The organism is Streptomyces sp. ADI96-02, assembly GCF_003846185.1.
GTDB lineage: Bacteria > Actinomycetota > Actinomycetes > Streptomycetales > Streptomycetaceae > Streptomyces.
Genome location: NZ_ML123034.1, coordinates 1,902,538 through 1,923,133 on the forward strand (window position 1 = coordinate 1,902,538; position 20,596 = coordinate 1,923,133).

23 protein-coding genes and 1 pseudogene are annotated in these 20,596 nt (G+C 70.0%); 8 read left to right on the forward strand and 16 right to left on the reverse strand.

Annotated features, from left to right (window positions below; all coding sequences use genetic code 11):
* Positions 1–37: 37 nt before the first annotated feature.
* Both ppdK and dusB read right to left on the reverse strand, forming a co-directional pair.
* Positions 38–2,749, reverse strand: coding sequence for a pyruvate, phosphate dikinase (gene ppdK, locus EES43_RS08360; RefSeq protein ID WP_124268139.1), 2,712 nt, complete (start codon positions 2,747–2,749; stop codon positions 38–40).
* A gap of 652 nt (positions 2,750–3,401) precedes the next feature.
* On the reverse strand, positions 3,402–4,550 hold the full coding sequence (dusB, locus tag EES43_RS08365) for a tRNA dihydrouridine synthase DusB (RefSeq protein ID WP_124268140.1): 1,149 nt from the start codon (positions 4,548–4,550) through the stop codon (positions 3,402–3,404).
* A 202-nt stretch (positions 4,551–4,752) separates the two neighbouring features.
* Here dusB and EES43_RS08370 point away from each other — a divergent pair, with 202 nt between their 5' ends.
* Positions 4,753–5,397 (forward strand): hypothetical protein, encoded by a 645-nt coding sequence (locus EES43_RS08370; RefSeq protein WP_164493133.1) that lies wholly within the window; start codon positions 4,753–4,755, stop codon positions 5,395–5,397.
* 85 nt (positions 5,398–5,482) lie between these two features.
* Positions 5,483–6,520 (forward strand): NAD(P)/FAD-dependent oxidoreductase, encoded by a 1,038-nt coding sequence (locus EES43_RS08375; RefSeq protein ID WP_124268141.1) that lies wholly within the window; start codon positions 5,483–5,485, stop codon positions 6,518–6,520.
* A gap of 68 nt (positions 6,521–6,588) precedes the next feature.
* Here EES43_RS08375 and EES43_RS08380 read toward each other — a convergent pair whose 3' ends face one another.
* The 4 genes from EES43_RS08380 to EES43_RS08395 all read right to left on the reverse strand — a co-directional run bounded on the left by EES43_RS08380 (position 6,589) and on the right by EES43_RS08395 (position 12,078).
* Positions 6,589–7,635 carry a hypothetical protein gene (locus EES43_RS08380; RefSeq protein ID WP_124268142.1) on the reverse strand — a complete coding sequence of 349 codons (1,047 nt, stop codon included), beginning with the start codon at positions 7,633–7,635 and terminating at the stop codon, positions 6,589–6,591.
* A complete protein-coding gene (locus EES43_RS08385; RefSeq protein ID WP_124268143.1) occupies positions 7,632–9,098 on the reverse strand; it encodes an AMP-binding protein in 1,467 nt (488 codons plus the stop codon). The genes EES43_RS08380 and EES43_RS08385 overlap by 4 nt, the downstream gene beginning before the upstream one ends.
* A 470-nt stretch (positions 9,099–9,568) precedes the next feature.
* Positions 9,569–10,549, reverse strand: a complete 981-nt coding sequence (locus tag EES43_RS08390; RefSeq protein ID WP_124268144.1) for an ABC transporter permease — start codon at positions 10,547–10,549, stop codon at positions 9,569–9,571.
* A 317-nt stretch (positions 10,550–10,866) separates the two neighbouring features.
* Positions 10,867–12,078 carry a serine hydrolase domain-containing protein gene (locus tag EES43_RS08395; protein WP_206430010.1) on the reverse strand — a complete coding sequence of 404 codons (1,212 nt, stop codon included), beginning with the start codon at positions 12,076–12,078 and terminating at the stop codon, positions 10,867–10,869.
* Positions 12,079–12,228: 150 nt separating this feature from the next.
* On the opposite strand from EES43_RS08395, the gene EES43_RS08400 reads away from it, so the two are divergent.
* Entirely contained in the window at positions 12,229–13,023 is a 795-nt protein-coding gene (locus tag EES43_RS08400) for a TetR/AcrR family transcriptional regulator (RefSeq protein ID WP_164493134.1), read from the forward strand.
* Between the two features lie 96 nt (positions 13,024–13,119).
* Here EES43_RS08400 and EES43_RS30545 read toward each other — a convergent pair whose 3' ends face one another.
* The 7 genes from EES43_RS30545 to EES43_RS08430 form a co-directional block, all read right to left on the reverse strand.
* Positions 13,120–13,290 (reverse strand): hypothetical protein, encoded by a 171-nt coding sequence (locus tag EES43_RS30545; protein WP_164493135.1) that lies wholly within the window; start codon positions 13,288–13,290, stop codon positions 13,120–13,122.
* Positions 13,291–13,643: 353 nt separating this feature from the next.
* Positions 13,644–14,069 carry a cupin domain-containing protein gene (locus tag EES43_RS08405; protein ID WP_124268145.1) on the reverse strand — a complete coding sequence of 142 codons (426 nt, stop codon included), beginning with the start codon at positions 14,067–14,069 and terminating at the stop codon, positions 13,644–13,646.
* A gap of 241 nt (positions 14,070–14,310) precedes the next feature.
* Positions 14,311–14,523 carry a DUF397 domain-containing protein gene (locus EES43_RS08410; RefSeq protein ID WP_124268146.1) on the reverse strand — a complete coding sequence of 71 codons (213 nt, stop codon included), beginning with the start codon at positions 14,521–14,523 and terminating at the stop codon, positions 14,311–14,313.
* A gap of 67 nt (positions 14,524–14,590) precedes the next feature.
* Positions 14,591–14,800, reverse strand: coding sequence for a DUF397 domain-containing protein (locus tag EES43_RS08415; RefSeq protein WP_124268147.1), 210 nt, complete (start codon positions 14,798–14,800; stop codon positions 14,591–14,593).
* Positions 14,801–14,867: 67 nt separating this feature from the next.
* The gene (locus EES43_RS08420) at positions 14,868–15,077 is read right to left on the reverse strand and encodes a DUF397 domain-containing protein (protein ID WP_124268148.1); all 210 of its coding nucleotides are present in this window, start codon (positions 15,075–15,077) and stop codon (positions 14,868–14,870) included.
* A 329-nt stretch (positions 15,078–15,406) separates the two neighbouring features.
* On the reverse strand, positions 15,407–15,616 hold the full coding sequence (locus tag EES43_RS08425; RefSeq protein ID WP_124268149.1) for a DUF397 domain-containing protein: 210 nt from the start codon (positions 15,614–15,616) through the stop codon (positions 15,407–15,409).
* The gene (locus EES43_RS08430; RefSeq protein WP_124268150.1) at positions 15,613–16,440 is read right to left on the reverse strand and encodes a helix-turn-helix domain-containing protein; all 828 of its coding nucleotides are present in this window, start codon (positions 16,438–16,440) and stop codon (positions 15,613–15,615) included. Before EES43_RS08430 ends, EES43_RS08425 begins: the two co-directional genes overlap by 4 nt.
* Before the next feature lie 106 nt (positions 16,441–16,546).
* Between EES43_RS08430 and EES43_RS08435 the strand changes: the two genes are divergently transcribed.
* The 5 genes from EES43_RS08435 to EES43_RS08455 are packed head-to-tail and all read left to right on the forward strand — an operon-like array spanning position 16,547 to position 18,336.
* On the forward strand, positions 16,547–16,825 hold the full coding sequence (locus EES43_RS08435) for a hypothetical protein (protein ID WP_124268151.1): 279 nt from the start codon (positions 16,547–16,549) through the stop codon (positions 16,823–16,825).
* Positions 16,822–17,136, forward strand: a complete 315-nt coding sequence (locus tag EES43_RS08440) for a hypothetical protein (protein WP_241192351.1) — start codon at positions 16,822–16,824, stop codon at positions 17,134–17,136. Before EES43_RS08435 ends, EES43_RS08440 begins: the two co-directional genes overlap by 4 nt.
* Positions 17,133–17,510 carry a hypothetical protein gene (locus tag EES43_RS08445; protein WP_124268152.1) on the forward strand — a complete coding sequence of 126 codons (378 nt, stop codon included), beginning with the start codon at positions 17,133–17,135 and terminating at the stop codon, positions 17,508–17,510. The genes EES43_RS08440 and EES43_RS08445 overlap by 4 nt, the downstream gene beginning before the upstream one ends.
* Positions 17,511–17,530: 20 nt before the next feature.
* A complete protein-coding gene (locus EES43_RS08450) occupies positions 17,531–17,995 on the forward strand; it encodes a hypothetical protein (RefSeq protein ID WP_124268153.1) in 465 nt (154 codons plus the stop codon).
* Positions 17,992–18,336, forward strand: coding sequence for a hypothetical protein (locus EES43_RS08455; RefSeq protein ID WP_124268154.1), 345 nt, complete (start codon positions 17,992–17,994; stop codon positions 18,334–18,336). Before EES43_RS08450 ends, EES43_RS08455 begins: the two co-directional genes overlap by 4 nt.
* A gap of 72 nt (positions 18,337–18,408) precedes the next feature.
* Here EES43_RS08455 and EES43_RS08460 read toward each other — a convergent pair whose 3' ends face one another.
* The 3 genes and pseudogenes from EES43_RS08460 to EES43_RS31205 all read right to left on the reverse strand — a co-directional run.
* Positions 18,409–19,398, reverse strand: coding sequence for an alpha/beta fold hydrolase (locus EES43_RS08460; protein ID WP_124268155.1), 990 nt, complete (start codon positions 19,396–19,398; stop codon positions 18,409–18,411).
* Positions 19,399–19,661: 263 nt separating this feature from the next.
* Positions 19,662–19,877 (reverse strand): DUF6243 family protein, encoded by a 216-nt coding sequence (locus tag EES43_RS08465; protein WP_124268156.1) that lies wholly within the window; start codon positions 19,875–19,877, stop codon positions 19,662–19,664.
* A gap of 172 nt (positions 19,878–20,049) precedes the next feature.
* A pseudogene (locus EES43_RS31205) lies at positions 20,050–20,246 on the reverse strand (hypothetical protein); the annotation flags it as partial.
* Positions 20,247–20,596: the final 350 nt, after the last annotated feature.

Sequence of the window (20,596 nt, forward strand, 5' to 3'; positions counted from 1 at the left end):
CGGCTCCGGAGTCGTGGCTCCGCGTGGTCGGCTCGGGTCAGCGGCTGTCGCTGCCCCGGGACTGGGCGGCGGCGCGGCCGGCCTCCAGGCGCGCCACCGGGATGCGGAACGGGGAGCAGGAGACGTAGTCCAGGCCCACCTCGTGGAAGAAGTGCACCGACTCCGGGTCGCCGCCGTGCTCGCCGCAGACGCCGAGCTTCAGGTCGGGCCGGGTGGCCCGGCCGGCCTCGGCGGCGCTGCGGACCAGCGCGCCGACCCCGTCCTTGTCGATCGTCTCGAACGGGGAGACCCCGAAGATGCCCTTCTCCAGGTAGGCCGTGAAGAACGACGCCTCCACGTCGTCGCGGGAGAAGCCCCACACGGTCTGGGTCAGGTCGTTCGTGCCGAACGAGAAGAACTGCGCGGCCTCGGCGATCTGGCCTGCCGTCAGAGCCGCGCGGGGCAGCTCGATCATGGTGCCGATGGTCAGCTTGAGGTTCGTGCCGGTGGCGGCCTGGACCTCGGCGATGACGCGGTCCGCCTCCTCGCGGACGATCTCCAGCTCCTGGACCGTGCCGACGAGCGGGATCATGATCTCGGGGCGCGGGTCGCCCTTGGCGTTCTTGCGCTGGGCCGCCGCCTCGGCGATGGCCCGTACCTGCATCGCGAACAGGCCCGGGATGACGAGGCCGAGGCGTACGCCGCGCAGGCCCAGCATCGGGTTCTGCTCGTGGAGCTTGTGCACCGCCTGGAGCAGGCGCAGGTCGTTCTCGTTGGCGTCCTTGCGGGACTCCGCGAGCGCCACGCGCACGGAGAGCTCCGTGATGTCGGGCAGGAACTCGTGCAGCGGCGGGTCGAGGAGCCGTACGGTGACGGGCAGCCCGTCCATCGACTCGAACAGCTCGATGAAGTCGGCCTTCTGGAGCGGGAGGAGGGCCGCCAGCGCGTTCTCGCGCTCGTCGTCGGTGTCCGCCAGGATCAGCTTCTCGACCATCTCGCGGCGCTCGCCGAGGAACATGTGCTCGGTGCGGCACAGCCCGATGCCCTGGGCGCCGAAGCGGCGGGCCCGCAGCGCGTCCTCGGCGTTGTCGGCGTTGGCCCGCACCCGCAGTCGGCGCATCCGGTCCGCGTACGCCATGATCCGGTGCACGGCGGCGACCAGTTCGTCGGCGTCGTCGGCCCCGGCGTGCATCCGGCCCTCGAAGTACTCGACGACCGGCGACGGTACGACGGGCACCTCGCCCAGGTACACCTTGCCGGTGGAGCCGTCGATGGAGACGAGGTCGCCCTCCTCGACCACCCGGCCGCCGACCGTCATCCGGCGGCGCTTGGTGTCCACTTCCAGGTCCTCGGCGCCGCAGACGCAGGTCTTGCCCATGCCGCGCGCGACGACCGCCGCGTGCGAGGTCTTGCCGCCGCGCGAGGTCAGGATGCCCTCGGCGGCGATCATGCCTTCCAGGTCGTCGGGGTTGGTCTCCCGGCGGATGAGGATGACCTTCTCGCCCGAGCGGGACCACTTGATCGCGGTGTACGAGTCGAAGACCGCCTTGCCGACGGCCGCGCCGGGCGAGGCGGCGATGCCCCGGCCGAGCAGCTCGGTGACGGCGTCGTCGTCGAAGCGCGGGAACATCAGCTGGGCGAGCTGCGCGCCGTTGACCCGCTGGAGGGCCTCGGCCTCGTCGATCAGGCCCTGGTCGACGAGCTGGGTGGCGATACGGAAGGCGGCGCCGGCGGTGCGCTTGCCGACCCGGGTCTGGAGCATCCAGAGCTGGCCGCGCTCGATGGTGAACTCGATGTCGCAGAGGTCCTTGTAGTGGGTCTCCAGCGTCCGCATGATCTGCATCAGCTGGTCGTAGGACTTCTTGTCGATCGACTCCAGCTCGGCGAGCGGCACCGTGTTGCGGATGCCGGCGACGACGTCCTCGCCCTGGGCGTTCTGGAGGTAGTCGCCGTAGACGCCCTGGTGGCCGCTGGCCGGGTCGCGGGTGAAGGCGACGCCCGTGCCGGAGTCGGGGCCGAGGTTGCCGAAGACCATCGAGCAGACGTTGACGGCCGTGCCGAGGTCGCCGGGGATGCGCTCCTGGCGGCGGTAGAGCTTGGCGCGGTCGGTGTTCCACGAGTCGAAGACCGCGTTTATGGCCAGGTCCATCTGCTCCCGCGCGTCCTGCGGGAACGCGCGTCCGGCCTCGGCCTCGACGATCTTCTTGAACCGCTTCACGAGCTTCTGGAGGTCCGCCGCCGCGAGGTCGGTGTCGACGCTGACCTTCTTGGCGCTCTTGGCCGCCTCCAGGGCCTCCTCGAAGAGGTCGCCGTCGACCCCGAGGACGGTCTTGCCGAACATCTGGATGAGCCGGCGGTAGGAGTCCCAGGCGAAGCGCTCGTCGCCGGACTGGGTGGCGAGCCCGGCCACCGAGGCGTCGGAGAGGCCGATGTTGAGGACCGTGTCCATCATGCCGGGCATGGAGAACTTCGCACCGGAGCGGACGGAGACCAGCAGCGGGTCGTCGGCCTGGCCGAGCCGCTTGCCCATCCGCTCCTCCAGGGCCGCGAGGTGCGCGCTCACCTCGTCGCGCAGCGCGGTCGGCGCCTCGCCGCTGTCGAGGTAGACCTTGCACGCCTCGGTCGTGATGGTGAAGCCCGGAGGGACGGGCAGCCCGAGGTTGGTCATCTCGGCGAGGTTCGCACCCTTGCCACCGAGCAGGTCCTTCAGATCCTTGTTGCCCTCGGTGAAGTCGTAGACGAACTTCTGGGGATCTTTGTTTTCCGACACGGGTCTCGACTCCCTGAGGACGCGGTGGCTGCCCTGACGGCGAGGAACATACCCAGATCGAAGGTGCCTGGGTACGTCCACTTGGTCGTCATGCGGTCGCAACCACTCGTCCGCCAGCAGATCGAAAGTCACGGGTGCGCTCTACCGGCTGGACGATGCTTTCATTACTTGAACGAAAAGCTACGCACTGTGCGCCATTACGCCTCAATCATCGACTCTGCGTAGCAATAGCGTCGATCGATCACAACACAGCACCTTGGCACCCAGTGCCACCCTTTGAGTAGTGCACCGGCCCTCTTCCTGCTCATCTGAGCCGATAGCCCCTCAGGAGTGGCGCGAATCACGCTACCGGCCGCGCTCAGATGTCACCATCCGGACGCCCATTCGGACACTCCGGGTAATGACATGACTCCTTACAGCAGCCTTCTCGCGACATGATCGATCAGCCGAGCGATTCGAGGCGTGTTCGAGGACGCGCGGGAGGAAAACGACCCCGAGGTTCCGTATCGATTGCGCTCAGATGAGCAGTCGAGCAGGGCAGGCACCCAGTGCCGGGGGTGGCGTCCGACTTCGAGCGCCGGAGACGGCGTCCGGGTGCCTGAGGCGGCGTCGCCAGAGGCTGAAGGGTCCCGCCGGGCTGAGGGGCCGCCGCTCAGCCGCCCGAGGTGTCCAGCTCCGCTTCGGCCCCGACGCCCGCGCAGTCGTAGGGGTCCTTCAACCAGCCGTCGGGCAGCACCACGCGGTTGTTGCCCGAGGTGCGTCCGCGCGGCCCGTCGGCGCCCTCCGGCCACGGCTGGTCCAGGTCCAGCTCGTGCAGTTGGCCCGCCAGTTCCTCCAGGGAGGAGGTGATCGCCAGCTTCTTGCGCATCTCCGAGCCGACCGCGAAGCCCTTCAGGTACCACGCCACGTGCTTGCGGAAGTCGATCACGCCGCGCTTCTCGTCGCCGATCCACTCCCCCAGCAGCGTCGCGTGGCGCACCATCACGTCCGCGACCTCGCGCAGGGCGGGCGCGTGCCGGGTCGCACGGCCCTCCATGGCGCTGACCAGGTCGGCGAAGAGCCAGGGGCGGCCCAGGCAGCCACGGCCCACGACCACGCCGTCGCAGCCGGTCTCGCGCATCATGCGCAGGGCGTCGTCGGCGCACCAGATGTCGCCGTTGCCGAGGACCGGGATCTCCGGCACGTGCTCCTTGAGGCGGGCGACGGCCTCCCAGTCGGCGGTGCCGCCGTAGTGCTGGGCGGTGGTCCGCCCGTGCAGGGCGACGGCGGTGACGCCCTCCTCGACGGCGATGCGGCCCGCGTCCAGGAACGTGAGGTGGTCGTCGTCGATGCCCTTGCGCATCTTGATGGTGACGGGCAGATCACCGGCGTTGGAGACCGCCTGGTTGAGGATGGCCCGCAGCAGGGGCCGCTTGTACGGGAGCGCCGAGCCGCCGCCCTTGCGGGTGACCTTGGGGACCGGGCAGCCGAAGTTCAGGTCGATGTGGTCGGCCAGGTCCTCGTCGACGATCATGCGGACGGCCTTGCCGACGGTGACCGGGTCGACGCCGTACAGCTGGATCGAGCGCGGTGTCTCGCTCGCGTCGAAGTGGATGAGCTGCATGGTCTTCTCGTTGCGCTCGACCAGCGCCCGCGTGGTGATCATCTCGCTGACGAACAGCCCCTTGCCGCCGGAGAACTCCCGGCACAGCGTCCGGAACGGGGCGTTGGTGATGCCGGCCATGGGCGCGAGCACCACCGGCGGCTCCACGGTGTGCGGGCCGATGCTGAGCTGCGGGAGGGCGGGGGCGAGCGTGGTCATGGCCCCATTGTCGCGTACGCCGGACGGGTGGCGGGCTCCGGCGGCTCGGGCCGTGTACCTCGGCGGCCACCACCGCGTACCGACCCATTCCCCTCCCGCATGGCACACATGCCACCCGGTCGCTGGTGGATCGCGCCACCTCCCCCTACCGTCGACCGGGCGGCCGTGCACCGGCTGCTCCGATCACCGCCAGGAGGCTGCGATGAACCGCCCGGAACGCGTCCTCGTGCCGCTGCTGCTCACGGTCGTCACTGCCGGGCTGCTCACCGCCTGCACGGGAGCCGACTCCGGCCCGGCCGCGAGCGGCGCGACGCCGTCCGCACGACCGACCCCGACCCCGACCCCGACAGCGGCTTCGTCTCCGACTCCGAGTCCGGCCCGCCGGTCTCCGACCGCCTCCCCGACACCGAGCACGGCCGCCGAGATCACCGAAGCCGTCAATCAGTGGTACGCGTACGGAGGCGAGACGGCGATGGTCAGCTTGATCAAGGAAGCCGGCAAAGCCCAGTCCGGCCGTCCCAGCGAGAAAGAGGAATTCGACCTCGTGATCCTGGACTTCGGCGGTCTCCAGGATGCGCTGAGCACAGCCCGGCTGTTCGGTTCGATCCCCGACCCCAAGACCCAGAAGACCTGGTCGGCCGCCATCGAACGCCTCGACGAAGGCACGCGTGAGGTCCTGGACTCGGCGCCGGAGGGCAGGACGTTCCAGTCGCCCGCGGAGACAGGACAGGCGTTACGGGGGTGGCACACCTTCGACCAGGGGCTCAAGAGCCTCAAGGCCACCGAAGCGAGACTCCGCCGCGCCTTCGGATTGCAGCCGCCGTCGGACCCGTGGGAGGAGGGATAGCCCCTCCCCTGGTCACGTCCGTCCAGAGTCGTACCGTTCCCCGATGGGCCCGCCGGCCCCGGCGGCTGGGACGTAGCGTGGCGGTATGGACAGGGATGCGGATGTGGTCACCGTCGGTGCGGGCGTCATCGGCCTCGGAATCGCCTACGAGCTCACGCGCCGGGGGCTCAGAGTGGTCGTCCTGGAAGCCGACTCTCCTGGCGCTCGGCAGAGCGGCGGCGACTCCCGCGTCTTCCGGCTCGCGCACGACCGAGGCAGACACGTCGCGGAGGCCCGGAGCGCGCTCACCGGGTGGCGGGCCTGGGAGTCGGAGTTCGGCAGACCGCTGTTGCGCCAGTGCGGTCTTCTCGTCAGCGGGCCTGCCGCCGCGGCCCGCTACGCCCGCCTCCTCGAAGCGAACGCACCCGCGGAGATGGTGGACGGCAAGACGCTGGGCTCTCGGCTGCCCGGTCCCGTCGAAGGGACCCTGTTGTCCGATCAGTCCGGAGCGGCTCTGGCGCTGAGGGTTGCGGTGGACGCGCTGGCGGCCCGGCTCACTGTTCGCCGAGCCACCGTGACGCGCGTCGCGGAGTCCTCTTCCGCTGTTACGGTCCACACCTCGTGCGGACAGTCCTGGACGGCAGGCGCCGCCGTGGTCGCCGCCGGAAGCGCCACGCAGGAGCTCGCCTCCCGTAGTGGGTTGTCGATTCCCGGCACGTGGCATCGGCACACCCGGTTCACGTATCGCCCTCGGCCGGGGGTGGACGTCTCGGACTGGAGTGCCTGGATTCACCGGGATTCCGGTGCTGGACCTCAGGGGTTCTACGCGTTGCCCGTCCCGGACGGAGGCTATGCCGTGGGGCTCTCCGACTCCCTCGCGGCCCCGCGCGTGGACGAGGTGTCCGCCGCCGACTGGCGAGCGCGGGTGCGGCCTCTCACCGACCAGCTGGTGCGGCAGCGCATGCCTCAGCTCATTCCCACCGCGACGGCCGCTGAGGACTGCCGCTCCCTCATGAGTGATGATCTCGACGGGGACGACGGCACCGTCGTCTACGGATCGCAGAGGGTGCGGTGGCTGATGAGCGCCAAAGCCGCCAAGATGGCACCGCATGTCGCGAAGCTCGTCAGCGACGAGCTGCGATGACGGCCTGCGATGACGGCCGGCCCTGAGGAGTGCGGGACAGCCCTTACGGGGAGAGGTCGCTCCCCGGGTCAGTTCTGGCGTACCACGGGCACCGGTCCGCAGCCGCGGAGCCGGGCGTCCTTGCGCGCCTGACCGGGTGACGTCCCGGCCCCCACCGCCCGGCCGTCGACGACCGCGAGCCAGTCGCCCGGGGCCGGCTCCGCCCGCAGATCGTCCGCGCCGGCCGGTTCCAGGGCCAGGAGCAGCGCCGGGTCCGGGTCCGTCGAGGTGTCGGCCGCCGCCGGGCGCGGTGCGCCCGCGCGCCACTCGGCGGTGGTCCGCTCGCCGGACTTGGCCCGCGACCACAGCACGTGCTGGAGCACGATCAGCGGCCCCAGCACCGTCAGGACGGGGAAGGCGCCCGTCAGCACGCCCAGGCCGAACAGGAGACTGATGCCCGAGGACACCGCCACTCCGACCCCCGCCGCGACCAGGGCGGCGGCCCGCCCGAAAGCCTTGAGCGCCACCAGCGGGAAGAGTGCCAGGAGCAGCAGGTCGCCCAGCCCGAGGGCCACCGGCGGCCTGCCCTGGGTGACGGCGAGCAGCGGGGCGAACGGCAGTCCCATGACCTGGGCGGCGAACCGGTCCATGAGGGAGGTGAGTCCCGTCGCCACCAGGTCGTAGCAGCAGAGCATGCCCGCGAACCACGCCGCGTGGACGGAGCGCATCCCGCTCTGCGCCCACATGTTGGCCACCCCGACCACGGCGACGCCGAGCAGTACGTCGGTGAGTGCGGTCACGGCCACCGGCAGGTCCGCGAAGGCGCATCCGGCGGTGACGGCCACCAGCGCCCCGGCGGCCGGCCAGGCCCGCCCCGCGCCGATCAGCGGGGCCAGGGTGAACTGGAGCGCCGCGCACAGGACCAGGCCGAAGACGACGGCCACCGCGGTCCGGGGCGCGGCCAGGTAGACCAGGGGCGCGGCCACGACGACGGCGCCCATCACGGCGACGTCGGGCAGTTCGTACCGGCCGACCGGGGGGCGGGGCATCCGGACCCGCGTGAAGTAGCCGACGCCCGCCGCGACGATCGCGGCGACGGCGCAGTTGAGGACCACCAGGGCCAGGGGCGTGCTCATGCCGACCTCGCTACGCGTACGGCGGCGGGGCGGACCGACTCGAAGGTGTGTTCGCGCAGGTCGGCGCGGACCGGCCCGGTCGGCGGCAGGGTGGCCGGATCGTCGTGGAGGACGATGCCGTCCAGCGCGAGGCCCGCCGTCGTGGCCCGCTCGTGCAGCCTGCCGAGCAGGGCGGCGGCGGGCGTTCGGCGGACCAGGACGTGGAGGACGGGGCCCGCGGGCCGGTCGACGAGGGCGTAACGGGCGGGCAGTGGGATGTCCGGCTCGGACTCCAGGAGGTTCAGCACCGACCGGGTGGGTACGGCGACGCTGCGCGGACCCGACCAGCGGCCGAGTATGAGCGAGGTCGCGGGGAGATGGGCCAGCTCGCAGGTCGGCTCGGCCTCGGGACGCCGGACCAGGTCGCCGGTCGCGTAGCGCAGCAGCAGGGTGCAGTCCCGGTAGGGGACGTACGGCGTCTGCACGATGATGCCCACGGCACCGGGCGGCGTCGGCTGGTGTGTCACGGGATCCACGATCTCCATGTGTCCGAACTCGGTGGTGTGGTGCAGATGTCCCTCGGTGCAGGGCGTGCCGCCGGAGGGGACGGCCTCGGTCATCATGTACGGCGTGGAGATCCGTGCGCCCAGGGCGGCTTCGGCCCGTTCCCGCAGCGGTTCGGAGAGCACTTCGCCGCCGACGCCGATGGACTCCAGGCCGAAGTCCTTCGCCTGCCAGCCGTTCCTCTCCGCCTCTTCGACGAGGGCGGAGAGGTAGGACGCGGAGATGGTCAGGTGGGTGATCTGCGGGGCCTTGCCGCGCAGGCCGAGCGGGGCGGCCAGCCGGTCGAGCGCCACGGCCGGGTCCACGGTGCCGATCTGGACGAACGAGGCCCCGATCCGGGTCACCGACTCCTCCACGTTGAGCAGCGGCAGGGTCGCCCGGGAGCAGCCCGCGTACGCCATGGTGTGGTGGGACCGCAGCCCCATGCCGAGCACGGCCGAGATGGTGCTCATGGCGACGGAGACCTCCACCTCGGCCCTGGAGTACCAGACGCCGGTGGGGGTGCCGCTGGTCCCGGTGGTGAGGGCCAGCAGGGCGGGGGTGGCCGCGGCGGACACGAAGGCGGCGGGCAGCCCGCGCAGGGCCTCTTTCGGTGTGACCGGTATGCGGTCCCAGGTCTCCGGCGTGAGCGTGCCGGGGTCGATTCCCAGGGTGTCGAAGGTCCGCCGGTAGTAGGCCGTGTGCCGGCCGGCGGCCTGCGCCGTGGCCCGCAGGCTGCGCTCCATGACGGTCCGTCGTACGGCGGGGTCGACGGCCCCGGCCTGACCGGGCAGCAGAGCCGAGTCCGCCCCGGGCTCGCCGAACTCGGCCAGGGTCGCGACGAGGTCGCGGGCTATGCGTTCGAGGTCCTGCGGACGGATGCGACGGTTGCGCAGGATCGCCATACCGTAGCGGAGCTGGCTGAGAGCGGTACCGAACAAGGTGTCTCCTGGGGCCTGGACCGGGTTGTCTTCCCGGTCCAGGCCGGGGCGGAGCTTTAGACCATGCCGACGAACATCGTCGCGGTGAGCGTGCTGAAGGCGTACTTGACGTAGTGCTTGACCATGACGGGTCTCCCTTTTTCCACGCCGTCCGAGGGGCGGCTGGGCTCCTGGTGGTGCACTCGCGACCGGGAACGGCCGTGCGATGAACGTGACGATAAGGTAAGGGAATTGGCTGATCAATGGTTTCTCGCGAGGAACCGTGAAGATCCCCGGTGTTCACCTCGCGGACCCTCGGGTGACCTGTCGATCATGGTCAAGAAAGCTTCAAGTCCCCTGATTTTGCCGTCCCTTTGAGCATCGGATCCGCGATCGGGAGCTAAGGGGTCTCGCCTCCGAAGCGCCTGACGGCCCGTCTGCGGCGGGGACCGCGACGGTCTCGCGTCGGGCAATCCGTGCGACGAGCGGCTTCAGCCCGAGGCTGCCGAGGGTGTTCGCCGCGGAGATGGCGACCGCCCTTCTCGCGGAGAGCGTGTCTCCCATGCGTAGACGACACCCACGCAGACCACGGTCCACAGGGTCAGGTTGATGACGCCCGACACCAGCCCGTCGGACTCGAAATGGGATATGCCTTGGACGGCGCGGACCGCGGCGCCCACCGGCAGGACGTCCGAGAGGGGGTTGAGCCATGTGGGCAGGTAGTGCGGTGGCATGCTGCCGCCGCTCGTACTGTTGCCCAACGTCAGCAGGAGCACGGAGGCTACCGGTGTGCCGATGGCTGGGCCGAGGAGCCGGGTGAGCGCCATCGTCGCGCCGCCGACGGCGGTCCCGAGAAGGGCCACGACCCCCGCGATTCCCAGGAACGGGCCGGGAAGGGCGTCGAAACCCAGGCTTCCGGTCAGCAGGGCGACCATCGTTCCGGCGACGGCTCCGAAGAGCCCGAGGCCGGCCATGCGCCAGGGGAACCGCAGACGGGGAGCCGATTGGTAGGTGGCCGTCCCGAAGAGGAAACCGGAGAGAACCACACCGAAGGAGGCGTAGAAGACCGACATGCTGCGGGTGTCGCCGGCAGGCGCGGGCAGTATGTCCTGCCGGCCGAGGGCATCACCTCGTGCCGAGGCGACATCAGCGAACGCCTCGCCCGCCGTCGCGGTGACCGACGGGCCGTTGGCACCCGCGTAGAGCATTTCCGCGGAGCTTCCTGTGCCGGTGACGTAGGCCGCGTAGATCGAGCGGTTCTTCAGCGCGTCGCGTGCGGCCCCCTCGGTGGCGAAGCGCCGTACCTGGAATCCGTCGGCCATGCTCCGATCCAGGTCGTCGGCTATCTGCCGGGCCTGCTGCGGGGTGCCGACCACGGCCACCGGCAGGTCGCGCGGCGTGGGGGCGTGGAAGGCGGCGAGATAAACGCTCACGAAGACGGTGCCGGTGGCCACGACGGTGACCAGGGGCATCAGCACGGCCTTGAGCAGGTCTGCTGTTCGTGACCGCGAGGGCTGCGGGCCGCCGCGGTCCCGACGCGGTCGGATCCGTGGCGTGGTCGCCGACGGCGAGGTGGCCGCCTGCGGCGGAGGGGATGGGGGCATGACCGGACCTGACTTGTCGTTGAGCATGGAAGATGGAGATCTCTACGCACGATGGAGATCTCTACGCACGATGCCTCGCTCCCCCCTTCCCCCTCCCTCCGACGGGCTCGCCCCGCCCGGGGGGGGGCCGCTCGGCTGTGCGGGCACGGGCTGATGCCGTCGCCCCGGGCGGGGAGCCATCGGGTCTACTGGGCTCGGTCGCTCCAGAGCGCGTCGATGAGGGCAGTACAGCGCTCTCCGAGCCCCGAGCCGTTGTCGAGGTGGTTGGGACTGTAGGCGAAGGAGAGGCGCGCCTCCGGGTCGGCGATTCCCAAAGCGCCTCCGAGTCCCGGATGGCCGAAGGCCCGCCGACCGGGCCAGGGAACCGTTGTCTCGTCCGGAAGTACGAAGCCCGCACCGTAGCGCGTGTACGTACCGGTCATCGGGCAGACGTCCTCCCAGCTCGGCATCCGGGCCTGGTCGACCAGTTCTTGAGAGACGAGGCGGACGCCATCCAGTTCGCCCGATTCGGCAAGCGCGGCGTAGACGCGCGCGACGGCCCGCGCGTTGCCCTGCCCGTTGGCCGAAGGGAATCGGGCCATGAGGTAGTCGGGGTCGTTGCTCGGGTTCGCCCGGAGGTCCGCGGGGCGAGGGCGGATACGCCATGCCCGATGAAGATTGGTGCCCGGTGTCGTCATCTGCTCGATGAGCGTCTGATCGAGCGGGGCGCTGATCTTGGCCGTTCGAGGGAAATCCGCGCGGCGAAGACCGAAACGGTAGTCGACTCCCAGCGGGCCGGCGACCTCGTCGTCGAAGAACGTCTCCAGGGGGCGCCCGTCGACGCGACGGACGAGTTCGCCGAGCAGGAATCCCGCGCTCATCGTGTGGTAGGCGCCCTTGGTGCCCGGTTCCCACTCGGGAGCCTGACTCTCGAAAGCGCGGATCATGGTGTCCCAGTCGAAGCCGGAACCGTCGGGCGCCGCGTCGGCGAACAGCAGGGCCGCCTTGGACTGCAACAGGGTCCGCACGGTGATCTGGGCCTTGCCCGCCTGCGCGAACTCCGGCCAGTAGGACGCGACGGGTTCGTCCAGCTCCAGCTGCCCTCGCTGAGCGAGCATGAGAACGCACAGCGCCGCCATGCCCTTGCCCACGGACATCATGCCCACGATGGTGTCGCGGTGCCAGGGCGTGCGGGACTCCGGGTCGGCGAAGCCGCCCCAAAGGTCCACGACCTTACGCCCGTTGCTGTACACGCAGACTGCGGCGCCCACCTCGCCACGGGTGCGGAAGTTCGCCTCAAACGCATCACGCACGCGCTCGAATCCAGGTTCGAACTCGCCGCACACCACGGTTTCGGAGCTGTTGCCGAACTTCGAAGGACCACCTGTCCGCGCGGAAGCAGGAGGGATCACAGTCATCACACCTTTCGAGGAGAATGAAGAGAGGCAGGCTCGACTGCCATGCCACGGGGAAGACCCGAGGATCGGGGACGCTCGGACCCTCCAGGCTCTTGGTACTCCATTACAATGAACACTGAAGCATGTGTCAAGTTCAGATTGGGATGCACGATGGTGCCCGAAGATGTGGTCAAGGCAGCTCTGCGCGCTGCCCAGATGCGCGGCGTTCCCGTGGCCGAAGTCCCCTTGGTCGCGGTGGCGGAAGAGGCAGGTATCTCCCGCAGCACGCTGCTGCGCCGCATCGGAGGGAGCCGCGCGGCCCTCGACGATGCGGTACGCGCGGCGGGAGTGGACCCCGGGGGGCAGCTGTCGGTGCGGGAACGCGCTATCGAAGCCACCGCGGGACTACTCGGACACGACGGCCTGAAGGCGGTGACTCTGGAACGAGTGGCCGATGGGGCCCAGTGCTCCGTTCACAGCCTCTACGCCGCCTTCGGAGGCCGGGACGCACTGCTGTACGCGGTCTACGAGCGGTACAGCCCCGACGTCGACGTGGACATCGTCCTTGACGCCCCACAGCAGGAACTCAGGGAAACCGTGCGAAGCATCTTCCGCATCGTGGCAGACGCTTTTCAGCATGAGCCCCGCGTCCTGCCGGCCATCATCGCCGACGCCCTGGCCCGCCCGGGCGATCCTGCGGCTCAGGCCGTCTACCACAAGGCCATCAGCCGCATGGTCGAGAACGTCGGCAGGTGGATCACGGCTGAGATCGCCGCTGGTCGCCTCCGTGACCTTCCCCTGCTGCCGCTGGTCCAGCAGATGGTCGGCCCCGTCTTCAGCTACTTCCTGCTGAGCCCCATCTACGAGCGGTTCAACCAGGTCAGCCTCCCGAACCCGGAGGACGCCATCGAGACCTTCACCGAGGCGTTCCTTCGCGCGGCGGCGATCCCGCCCGCTGAAGCCTGAAGCCTGAGGTCGGAGGGACGGACGGCAGGCGACGCGCGAGGAGGACCACCGGTCGGCGGGGAGTTGGTTACGCCTACGACCCGCGGCTCGCGCGCCCTAGAAGCCGACGACGATGAGGACCACACCGAGGACAGCGTTGAACCCCGCGTTGAGATCCAGGAAGCGCTTCCGCTTGGCGATGCCGGGGTTGCGTGGAGCCATGTAGGAGAACAGGGCGAACTCGAAGGCGCCGATGGCGACCAACGCCGCCCCGATCCAGAGCAGCATGTCCAGCCTCCCACGTAGATAACGATCTACTACGCACGGTAGTACTCGTCTCCGGAGCGTGGCAAACGGACGGCGTGCGCCACCGAACCCTTTTCGCCGTGTTTATCCGCAGGCCACAGGGGCGTGGATGGCTTGAACGTCTGGGGTGGTGCGGTTGGTTGATCATCGAGTTCGCTTCAGGGCGCGCCGGGAGGCCCAGCGCCGCTCGAAACCGAGCCGGAGCAGCAACCCGCCCATGTTCCGGATTGAGCCAGACCCGCAGGGGTGCCGCAGGGGTGCCGCCGGGTCGAGTTCCTTGCGCGCGAAGAGTTCCGCCCGAAGCTGATCGCGACCGCGACCCTTCGGGCCGCCGACTACTCCTCGTTGAACAGGCGGACGACGCGCGCCGCGGGAAGGCGGGTGAACTCGGTGTCCCAGCGTTCTCCGATCCGCCGGAGCCGTTCCGGGCTCGGGGAGCCGTCCGTCGCCGCGTTCAGGTCGGCCATCTCCACGAAGAAGCCGTCCAGGGCAGGGGAGGCAAGGAAGAAGAACGCCACCGGGACGTCGCCGGTGTTGTACGGACGGTGCACGGCACCGCGCGGCACCACCGCGTAGTCTCCCGGGCCCAGGGTCAGCGTGGTTCCGTCGACGTCGAGAGTCAGCTCTCCGGCCGTGACGTGAAACGCCTCTTCGTGCTCGTGGTGCACGTGCGGCGGGGGGCCGGCGGTGTGCGGGGCATGTGTGTACTCGATCAGGGAGTACGCGCCGCCGGTTGCCTCCGCTCCGAGTTTCACCGTCATCGGATTGCCCGTAGGGCCGGTCAAGGACCTGCCGCCGGTTGGAACGACTATGGGATCACTCACGGTGGACTCCTTCGACCGTAGCTTCGGCCGTGGTCGCCACCACGGTGCCTCCGGTCCGCAAAGGCCGCCACCGCTGCGGCAGAGCGGCGGGGCCGGCAGGACGCCGAGGATGCCCTGTCGGTCGGGCAGCGGTTCGTTGTGTACGGCTGCGCGTTCGGTACGTCGCTGGAGCGGCCGGTCAGGGAGCGTCGAACTTCCCGGCCCGCACGCCCGCGACGAAAGCGGTGAACGCGCGGGCGGGAAGCTCGACCACCGGGCCGCCGACCGTGTTCTTGGAGTCGCGGACGGGGACGATGCCGCGCGAGGCAACGAGGTTGACGGCCACCTCGACGCAGTCGCCGCCGTTCGCGCTGTACGAGGACGTGAACCAACGGGCGGATACGGTCGTCACGGGATACTCCTTCGTCGCAGGAAACCCCACCATGCACCTCACGGTGGGGCGGCGCTCCATCCGATCGTCACACGGTGTCGAAGCCACCGGTTCGCACGCCCGCCACGAAATCCGCGAACGCGGCAGCAGGCAGACTCAGCACGGGGCCACTCCGGTCCTTCGAGTCACGGACCGGGACGATGCCGCGCGAGGCAACGAGGTTGGCGGCCACCTCGACGCAGTTGCCGCCGTTCGCACTGTACGAGGACGTGAACCAACGGGCGGATACGGTCGTCACGGGATACTCCTTCGTCGCAGGAAACCCCACCAGGCGCGACACGGTGGGGCGGCGCTCCATCCGATCGTCACACGGTGTCGAACCCACCGGCCCGCACGCCCGCCACGAAATCCACGAACGCGGCAGCAGGCAGACTCAGCACCGGGCCACCCCGGTCCTTCGAGTCACGGACCGGGACGACGCCGCGCGAGGCGGCGAGGTTGGCGGCCACCTCGACGCAGGCACCGCCGTTCGAGCTGTACGAGGACGTGAACCAACGAGGGGAGTCAGCCTTCATGGGAGTGCCCTTTCGTAGCCGGAGCACCACCATGCACGACGCGGCAGAGCGACGCCAGACCCGCCTTTCGGACAACGCCGAGCCGTCACGCGTCGAAGTCGCACTCCAGGATGCAGGCCGCCGCGTCCAGGGCATCTCGTTGGCCTCCACCGGGCGGCAGCCTCCTCCGCGAAGGCGGTTCGGCCCCGAACCCCACTGTGGCGTTCGCGGTCTGGCGGTACTCAGGCTCACGCCCGCCCGCGTCGGGGGCCGTCTACGGTTCCCTCTCTCCGGACAACAGCGCTGCCCCACCATGCCGGGCATGGTGGGGCAGCGCTGTTGTCGGCTCGTCAGACGGTGTCGAACTTGCCAGCCCGCACGCCCGCGACGAACGCGGTGAACGCGCCGGCCGCAACGTCGATGACCGGGCCGTCCACGCTCTTGGAGTCACGGACCGGGACGATGCCGCGCGAGGCGGCGAGGTTGGCGGCGACCTCTACGCACTGGCCGCCGTTGCTGCTGTAGGAGGACGTGAACCAATGCCAGGTTTCGGTCGTCACAAGGCACCCTTTCGTAACTTGCTGATCATGGCCACAGACTCGGCCTGTGAGGCAGCTTCGGCCTGCATCTGATGGTAGGCCGTCATCAAGGGTTGGACGAAGTGTGTATCGCGCTCCAGCCGCCCTTGCTGCGCAGATTCGGAGTAGACGACCTGCGACCGGTCCGGAAGAGTCAGCAGGGTCACTGGTAGATCGAACGCCCGCCGTTCTCCGAGCTCGAACGGAGCGAGCTGGAGAACTGTGGAAGGCGACTCAGCGAATGCCACGAGCTTGTCCAACTGTGCTTTCATGACGGAGGACCCGCCGACGGATCGCCGGATGCAACTTTCGTCCAACACCGCATAGACCATCGGCGGTGGGGTCCTGGCGAGGGAGTCTTGCCTCTCCGCTAGCAGAGCGAGCCATTCCTCTGCCTGCTGCTCCGTGATCGCTCCCCGTCGCGTTGCACCCATGGCGATAGCTGCGGCGTACTCCTCAGTCTGAAGCAGCCCTGGGACGATCCCGAGTTCGAAGAGCCTGATCTCTGCGGCCCGGGTCTCTTGCCGCACGAACTCCGGGAATCCCTCAAGCAGTGCCGTGTTCTTCATGGCCTGGACCATCCGTTGGAACCTGTCCACCGTTCCAAGGGCCCTGTCAGCACTCCTCGCAAAGCGAGGAGTTGAGGGTCGCCGACCAGTTTCCACCGCAGAAATATGCGTCCCCGAGCACCCCATACGCGCCCCTAGCTCATCCTGCGTCCAGCCACGCACATCTCTGAGCTGTCGCAGTTGCAGGCCAAACGCTACCCCCGGGTCTTCGGGGTCGAGTTCCTTGCGGTTGACCATGTCGAGACCCCTAATTCTTCGAGCAAAGCGTGCAGGTTGAAGACAGACCAACCCTAGGCCACCCTGAATCTCCTCGTAGTCAAACGACTACAGAGAGGAGCGACAGGTGTACGACGAGAACGCACGCCCGAATACACGGCAACCTCCGCCCACTCCCAGCCCCGCCCCTTCCCCCGCCCTCGGCACCCTCATGGTGGACACCAGCCGTGACAACCGCGTGGGCGAGTTCCGAGGGGTCGCCGGCTTCTACTGGTCGCTGCGCCCCGTGGGCGGCGGGATCGAGTGGGAGGTCGAGCCCCGGTACGTACGCCCCGCGCTCCTCATGGAACAGCTCCGGGCCCGTACCGCACGCCTCAACGCCCGGAGCCGGGGTGAGGTGCTGTGAGCGCCCGGACCCGCCCACCACTGCGGGTTGCCCTCTCCCTCGCCCTCGGCGCGGCCGAAGTCCGGTTGCGGCTCCGCTTTCCGCGCCTGATGTGGGCCCTCACCCGGACTCCGGCCGAGAGCAGCGCTCCCTTCGACGAACTCGTACGCATCGAGTCCGACCCTGCCTACCGGGCCCTGTTCTTCGCCGAGTTGGACGCCTCGCTCGACAACCGGTTCGCCACCCGCACGGCCGTGGTGGAGGAGATCGAGGCGGCGGCCGACCGGCTCCGGGCCCTGATCGCGTGCGGCGACCACGAGCGTGCCGCGTGAGGCGCGCGAGCTACGCCGCCGAGGTCACCGTCACGGACGGACAGCGGTTCGCCTCGCTCGGCGGTGTCACCGTACGGAACCGCCGACTGGTGCTCCTGTGGCTCCGCAGGCAGGCGCTCCGACTGGCGAACGGGCACGGATTCCCGGCCGCCGCCGATCCCGTGCGGCTGCCGACCGGTGACGTACGACCGGTCCGCTTCCACAGTTCGGACGCGCCGGAAGTACTGCGCCTCTGGGCCACCGGCAGCGCGCACCAGGACCATGCGATACGGGCCCTGGAGGCGGGATTTCCCGCGCTGTTCACGGTCCTCGACCCCGCCGTCGGACTGAGCGTGACGCTCGCCGGGTGGCGCGGGCGTCTGGCCGACCGGTAGGCCCGGGACACGACACGGACATGAACGACGTACTCCAGTGCACCGCCGTGACCCTTCTCCCGTTCGACGACGTACCGGCCGCCGCCCTCACCGCCCCCTTGGAGGACGGCCCCAAGCCGGGCTCCTACCTCCTGTGCGACCTCGGCGAGCACGACGAGCGCACCGAGCACGCCGCGCACCTCCGGTCGGCCGAGACGCCGAGCGCGCCGGCGCTGTGGTTCTTCTGGACCGGCAGCGGCGCGGACCGCGTCCACCGGGTCGCGACCGCACCCTGGTGTCCCGCCCTCCTCCACCACCTCCGTACGGGTGTCGTGCAGCGGTGCGCGTTCTTCGACCGCCACGCCGCGCCGCACTCCTGGAGCGTGACGGACCCGCTCGGCGACCTGATCGCCGCACGACTCGTGTCCGACGACGATCCCGACGCCGAACCTGACGACGACCCCGACGACCCGGACGACTCCTCCTCCGATTGGCCTCGACCATGAACACCTGCACCGCCGTCGCGCTCCTGCCGCCACCGCGTCACGTGATCGCTCTCTCGGTCCCCGGACACCGGCCCGAAGCCGGACACGTCCTCTGCGAACTCGGCGAGAACCACGACGCCGACCACGCCGCGATGCTGTGGGACGAAGGCGGCCGGCCCGGAAGCGCCGTCTGGGCCCGATGGAGCGAGGAACGCGCCGAACTCGCCTCCCTCCCCTGGTGTCCCGCACGCGATGCCCGGGAAGAGGCGTGCGGGCTGTTCGCCGGTCACCCGCCCGGCCACAGCTGGGAGATCACGGACCCCATCGACGAAGCGATCACGCGGGGCCTGGGTCTTGTCTGACACAGGATCGATCCGATGCGGGCCCGCCGGGCCGCAGCGAGGCGTGCTGCCCGGCGGGCCGACCCGCCTGGTTCAGCCCTGGAGGGTGGCGAGCCAGTCGGTCAGCAGGCGGTTGACCTCGTCGGGGCGCTCCTGCTGGATCCAGTGGCCGCAGGCGTCCAAGAGGTGGGAGGCGGACAGGCCGGGAAGGGCGCTGGGGTAGGCGTCGATGGCATCGGACATCCAGGTGGTGGAGGCGTCCAGGGCTCCGCCGATGAACAGGGACGGCTGTTCGATCGGGGCTCCGCGGTGCGGGGCGAGTTCTTCCCAGTCGCGGTCCATGTTGCGGTAGCGGTTGAGGGCGCCTGTCAGGCCGGTGCGCTCGAACTCCCCGGCGTAGACGTCGAGGTCGTCCTCGCTCAGCCAGGCCGGGAGGACGCCCGTGGGGAAGCGGTCGCGCAGCCGGCCGCCGTCGCGGGCGACGAAGTGGGGGTCGGGCATGCCCCGGGCGGGCATGGTGTCGGCGGCCAGGGCCGCGTAGAAGCCAGCGAGCCAGCCCCGGACGTCGGGCTCGATCTCCGCCTCGGCGCGGCCGGGCTCCTGGAAGTAGGAGACGTAGAACTCCTGCTCGGGGCCGCCGATCCGGCCGAAGACGTCGGTCGGGCGCGGGCCGCCGGGCGGCGCGTAGGGGACGCTCAGCAGGCCGACGGCGCGGAACACCTCGGGGCGGAGCAGCGCCGAGGCGGAGGCGATGTTGGAGCCCCAGTCATGGCCGACCACCACCGCGCTCTCCTCGCCGAGGGCACGCACGACGGCGACGTTGTCCTCCACCAGGTCGAGCATCCGGTAGGCATCGGTCGCCTCCGGCTTGGAGGAACGGCCGTAGCCGCGCACGTCGATCGCCACCGCCCGGTAGCCGGCCGCGGCGAGGGCCGGGAGCTGGCGGCGCCAGGAGTACCAGGACTCGGGGAAGCCGTGCACGAGCAGGACCAAGGGGCCAGTGCCCTGCTCGACCAGGTGCAGCCGCCCGGCCGGGGCCTCGACGGTGCGGTGGCGGAGCTCGGCGGTCGGCTCGGGCTGCATGGGCTTCTCCTCGATTCGCGGGCGGACGCGGCTACCCGTCGATCATGTGGCGCGGCACCCGCCCGACGCGATCAGCCTTGCCGTTCCGGCAAACTCGACGGTGTTCGGGGGCCGGCCGCGCTGACCGGCCGCCCTCGGCCTTCACCGGCGTCCACCGGCGTCCAGGCGGCCTCGGGCCCGGCCGCGCGGTCACCGGCACATGCGTGGGCCCGGATCGCGGATGATCGATCCGGGCCCACGGTCGTACGGGTGTCGTCGGTGCGTCAGCTCTGCGCGGGGCCGTCCTGCCCGCCCTGCTCCGCCGGGGCGGCGGCCTGGGCCTCGGCGCGTTCGCGCATCTTGCGCACCAGCTCCTGCTTCTTGTCCTCGGCGGCCTTGCGGTCGGCGCCTCGCGCGGAACCCGCGCCCTGCTGTTCGGCGCGGGTCAGCTTCTTGCGCTGACCGCCGACGCCGAGGAGGTTGTTGCGGCTCTTGGCCACGGCGTTCTCCCGTTCGTGGTGAGAAGTGAGGAAGGAAGTGATCGGGTGATCGGAATCGATCCGGTGGGCGACGGGTGGCTGCACCCGTCGCGCTCTCACTCGTAGATCTGGAAGAACGAAGACATGCCCCAAACCGTACCCCGCCCCCGGAGCGCCCGGCACCAGGTTTTCCGGCCGCCGGGCGGACCGCCGCCCGGTCGGCCAGATACTCCCGGGCCTTCAGCCAGGGCAGGAACTGAGCGGTTGCGCTCCCCTTGCAGGCGCCGCGCGCCGACCGGCGCGTCACGCCCGCCCTTCCGCACGTGGCACGACGTGTTCACGGCCGTGCTGGTCCCATCTGGTGACCTTGCTCGTGGTGATGGACGGCACCGCTGCCTCCCGGGTCGGCCAGGGTCACGGTGCAGGGCGAGGCACCCGGTTCTGTACCCGGAACAGCAAGCCGTGATGGGCTTGCACCGCCAGACTCCGGGAATCGGCTCTCCGCATGCGAGAGCCTGGGGAGTTTCCCTGGGGCCCTATGGACCATTTTGACATTTCATGGGATTTGATCGCCTTTTTCTTATGTTTCGCGATGTGGAGGGCTTATGTCTGTCGCCTGTCTGGGCAGCCCTCGTTTGGTTTCCGTGGCCCTGTCGGTAGCCATGGGAGTGCCACTGCCCTACGCGGCAGGCATCGGCCACGCCTTCGCTGCGTCGAGCGAGCCATCGGGTGGGGGGTCG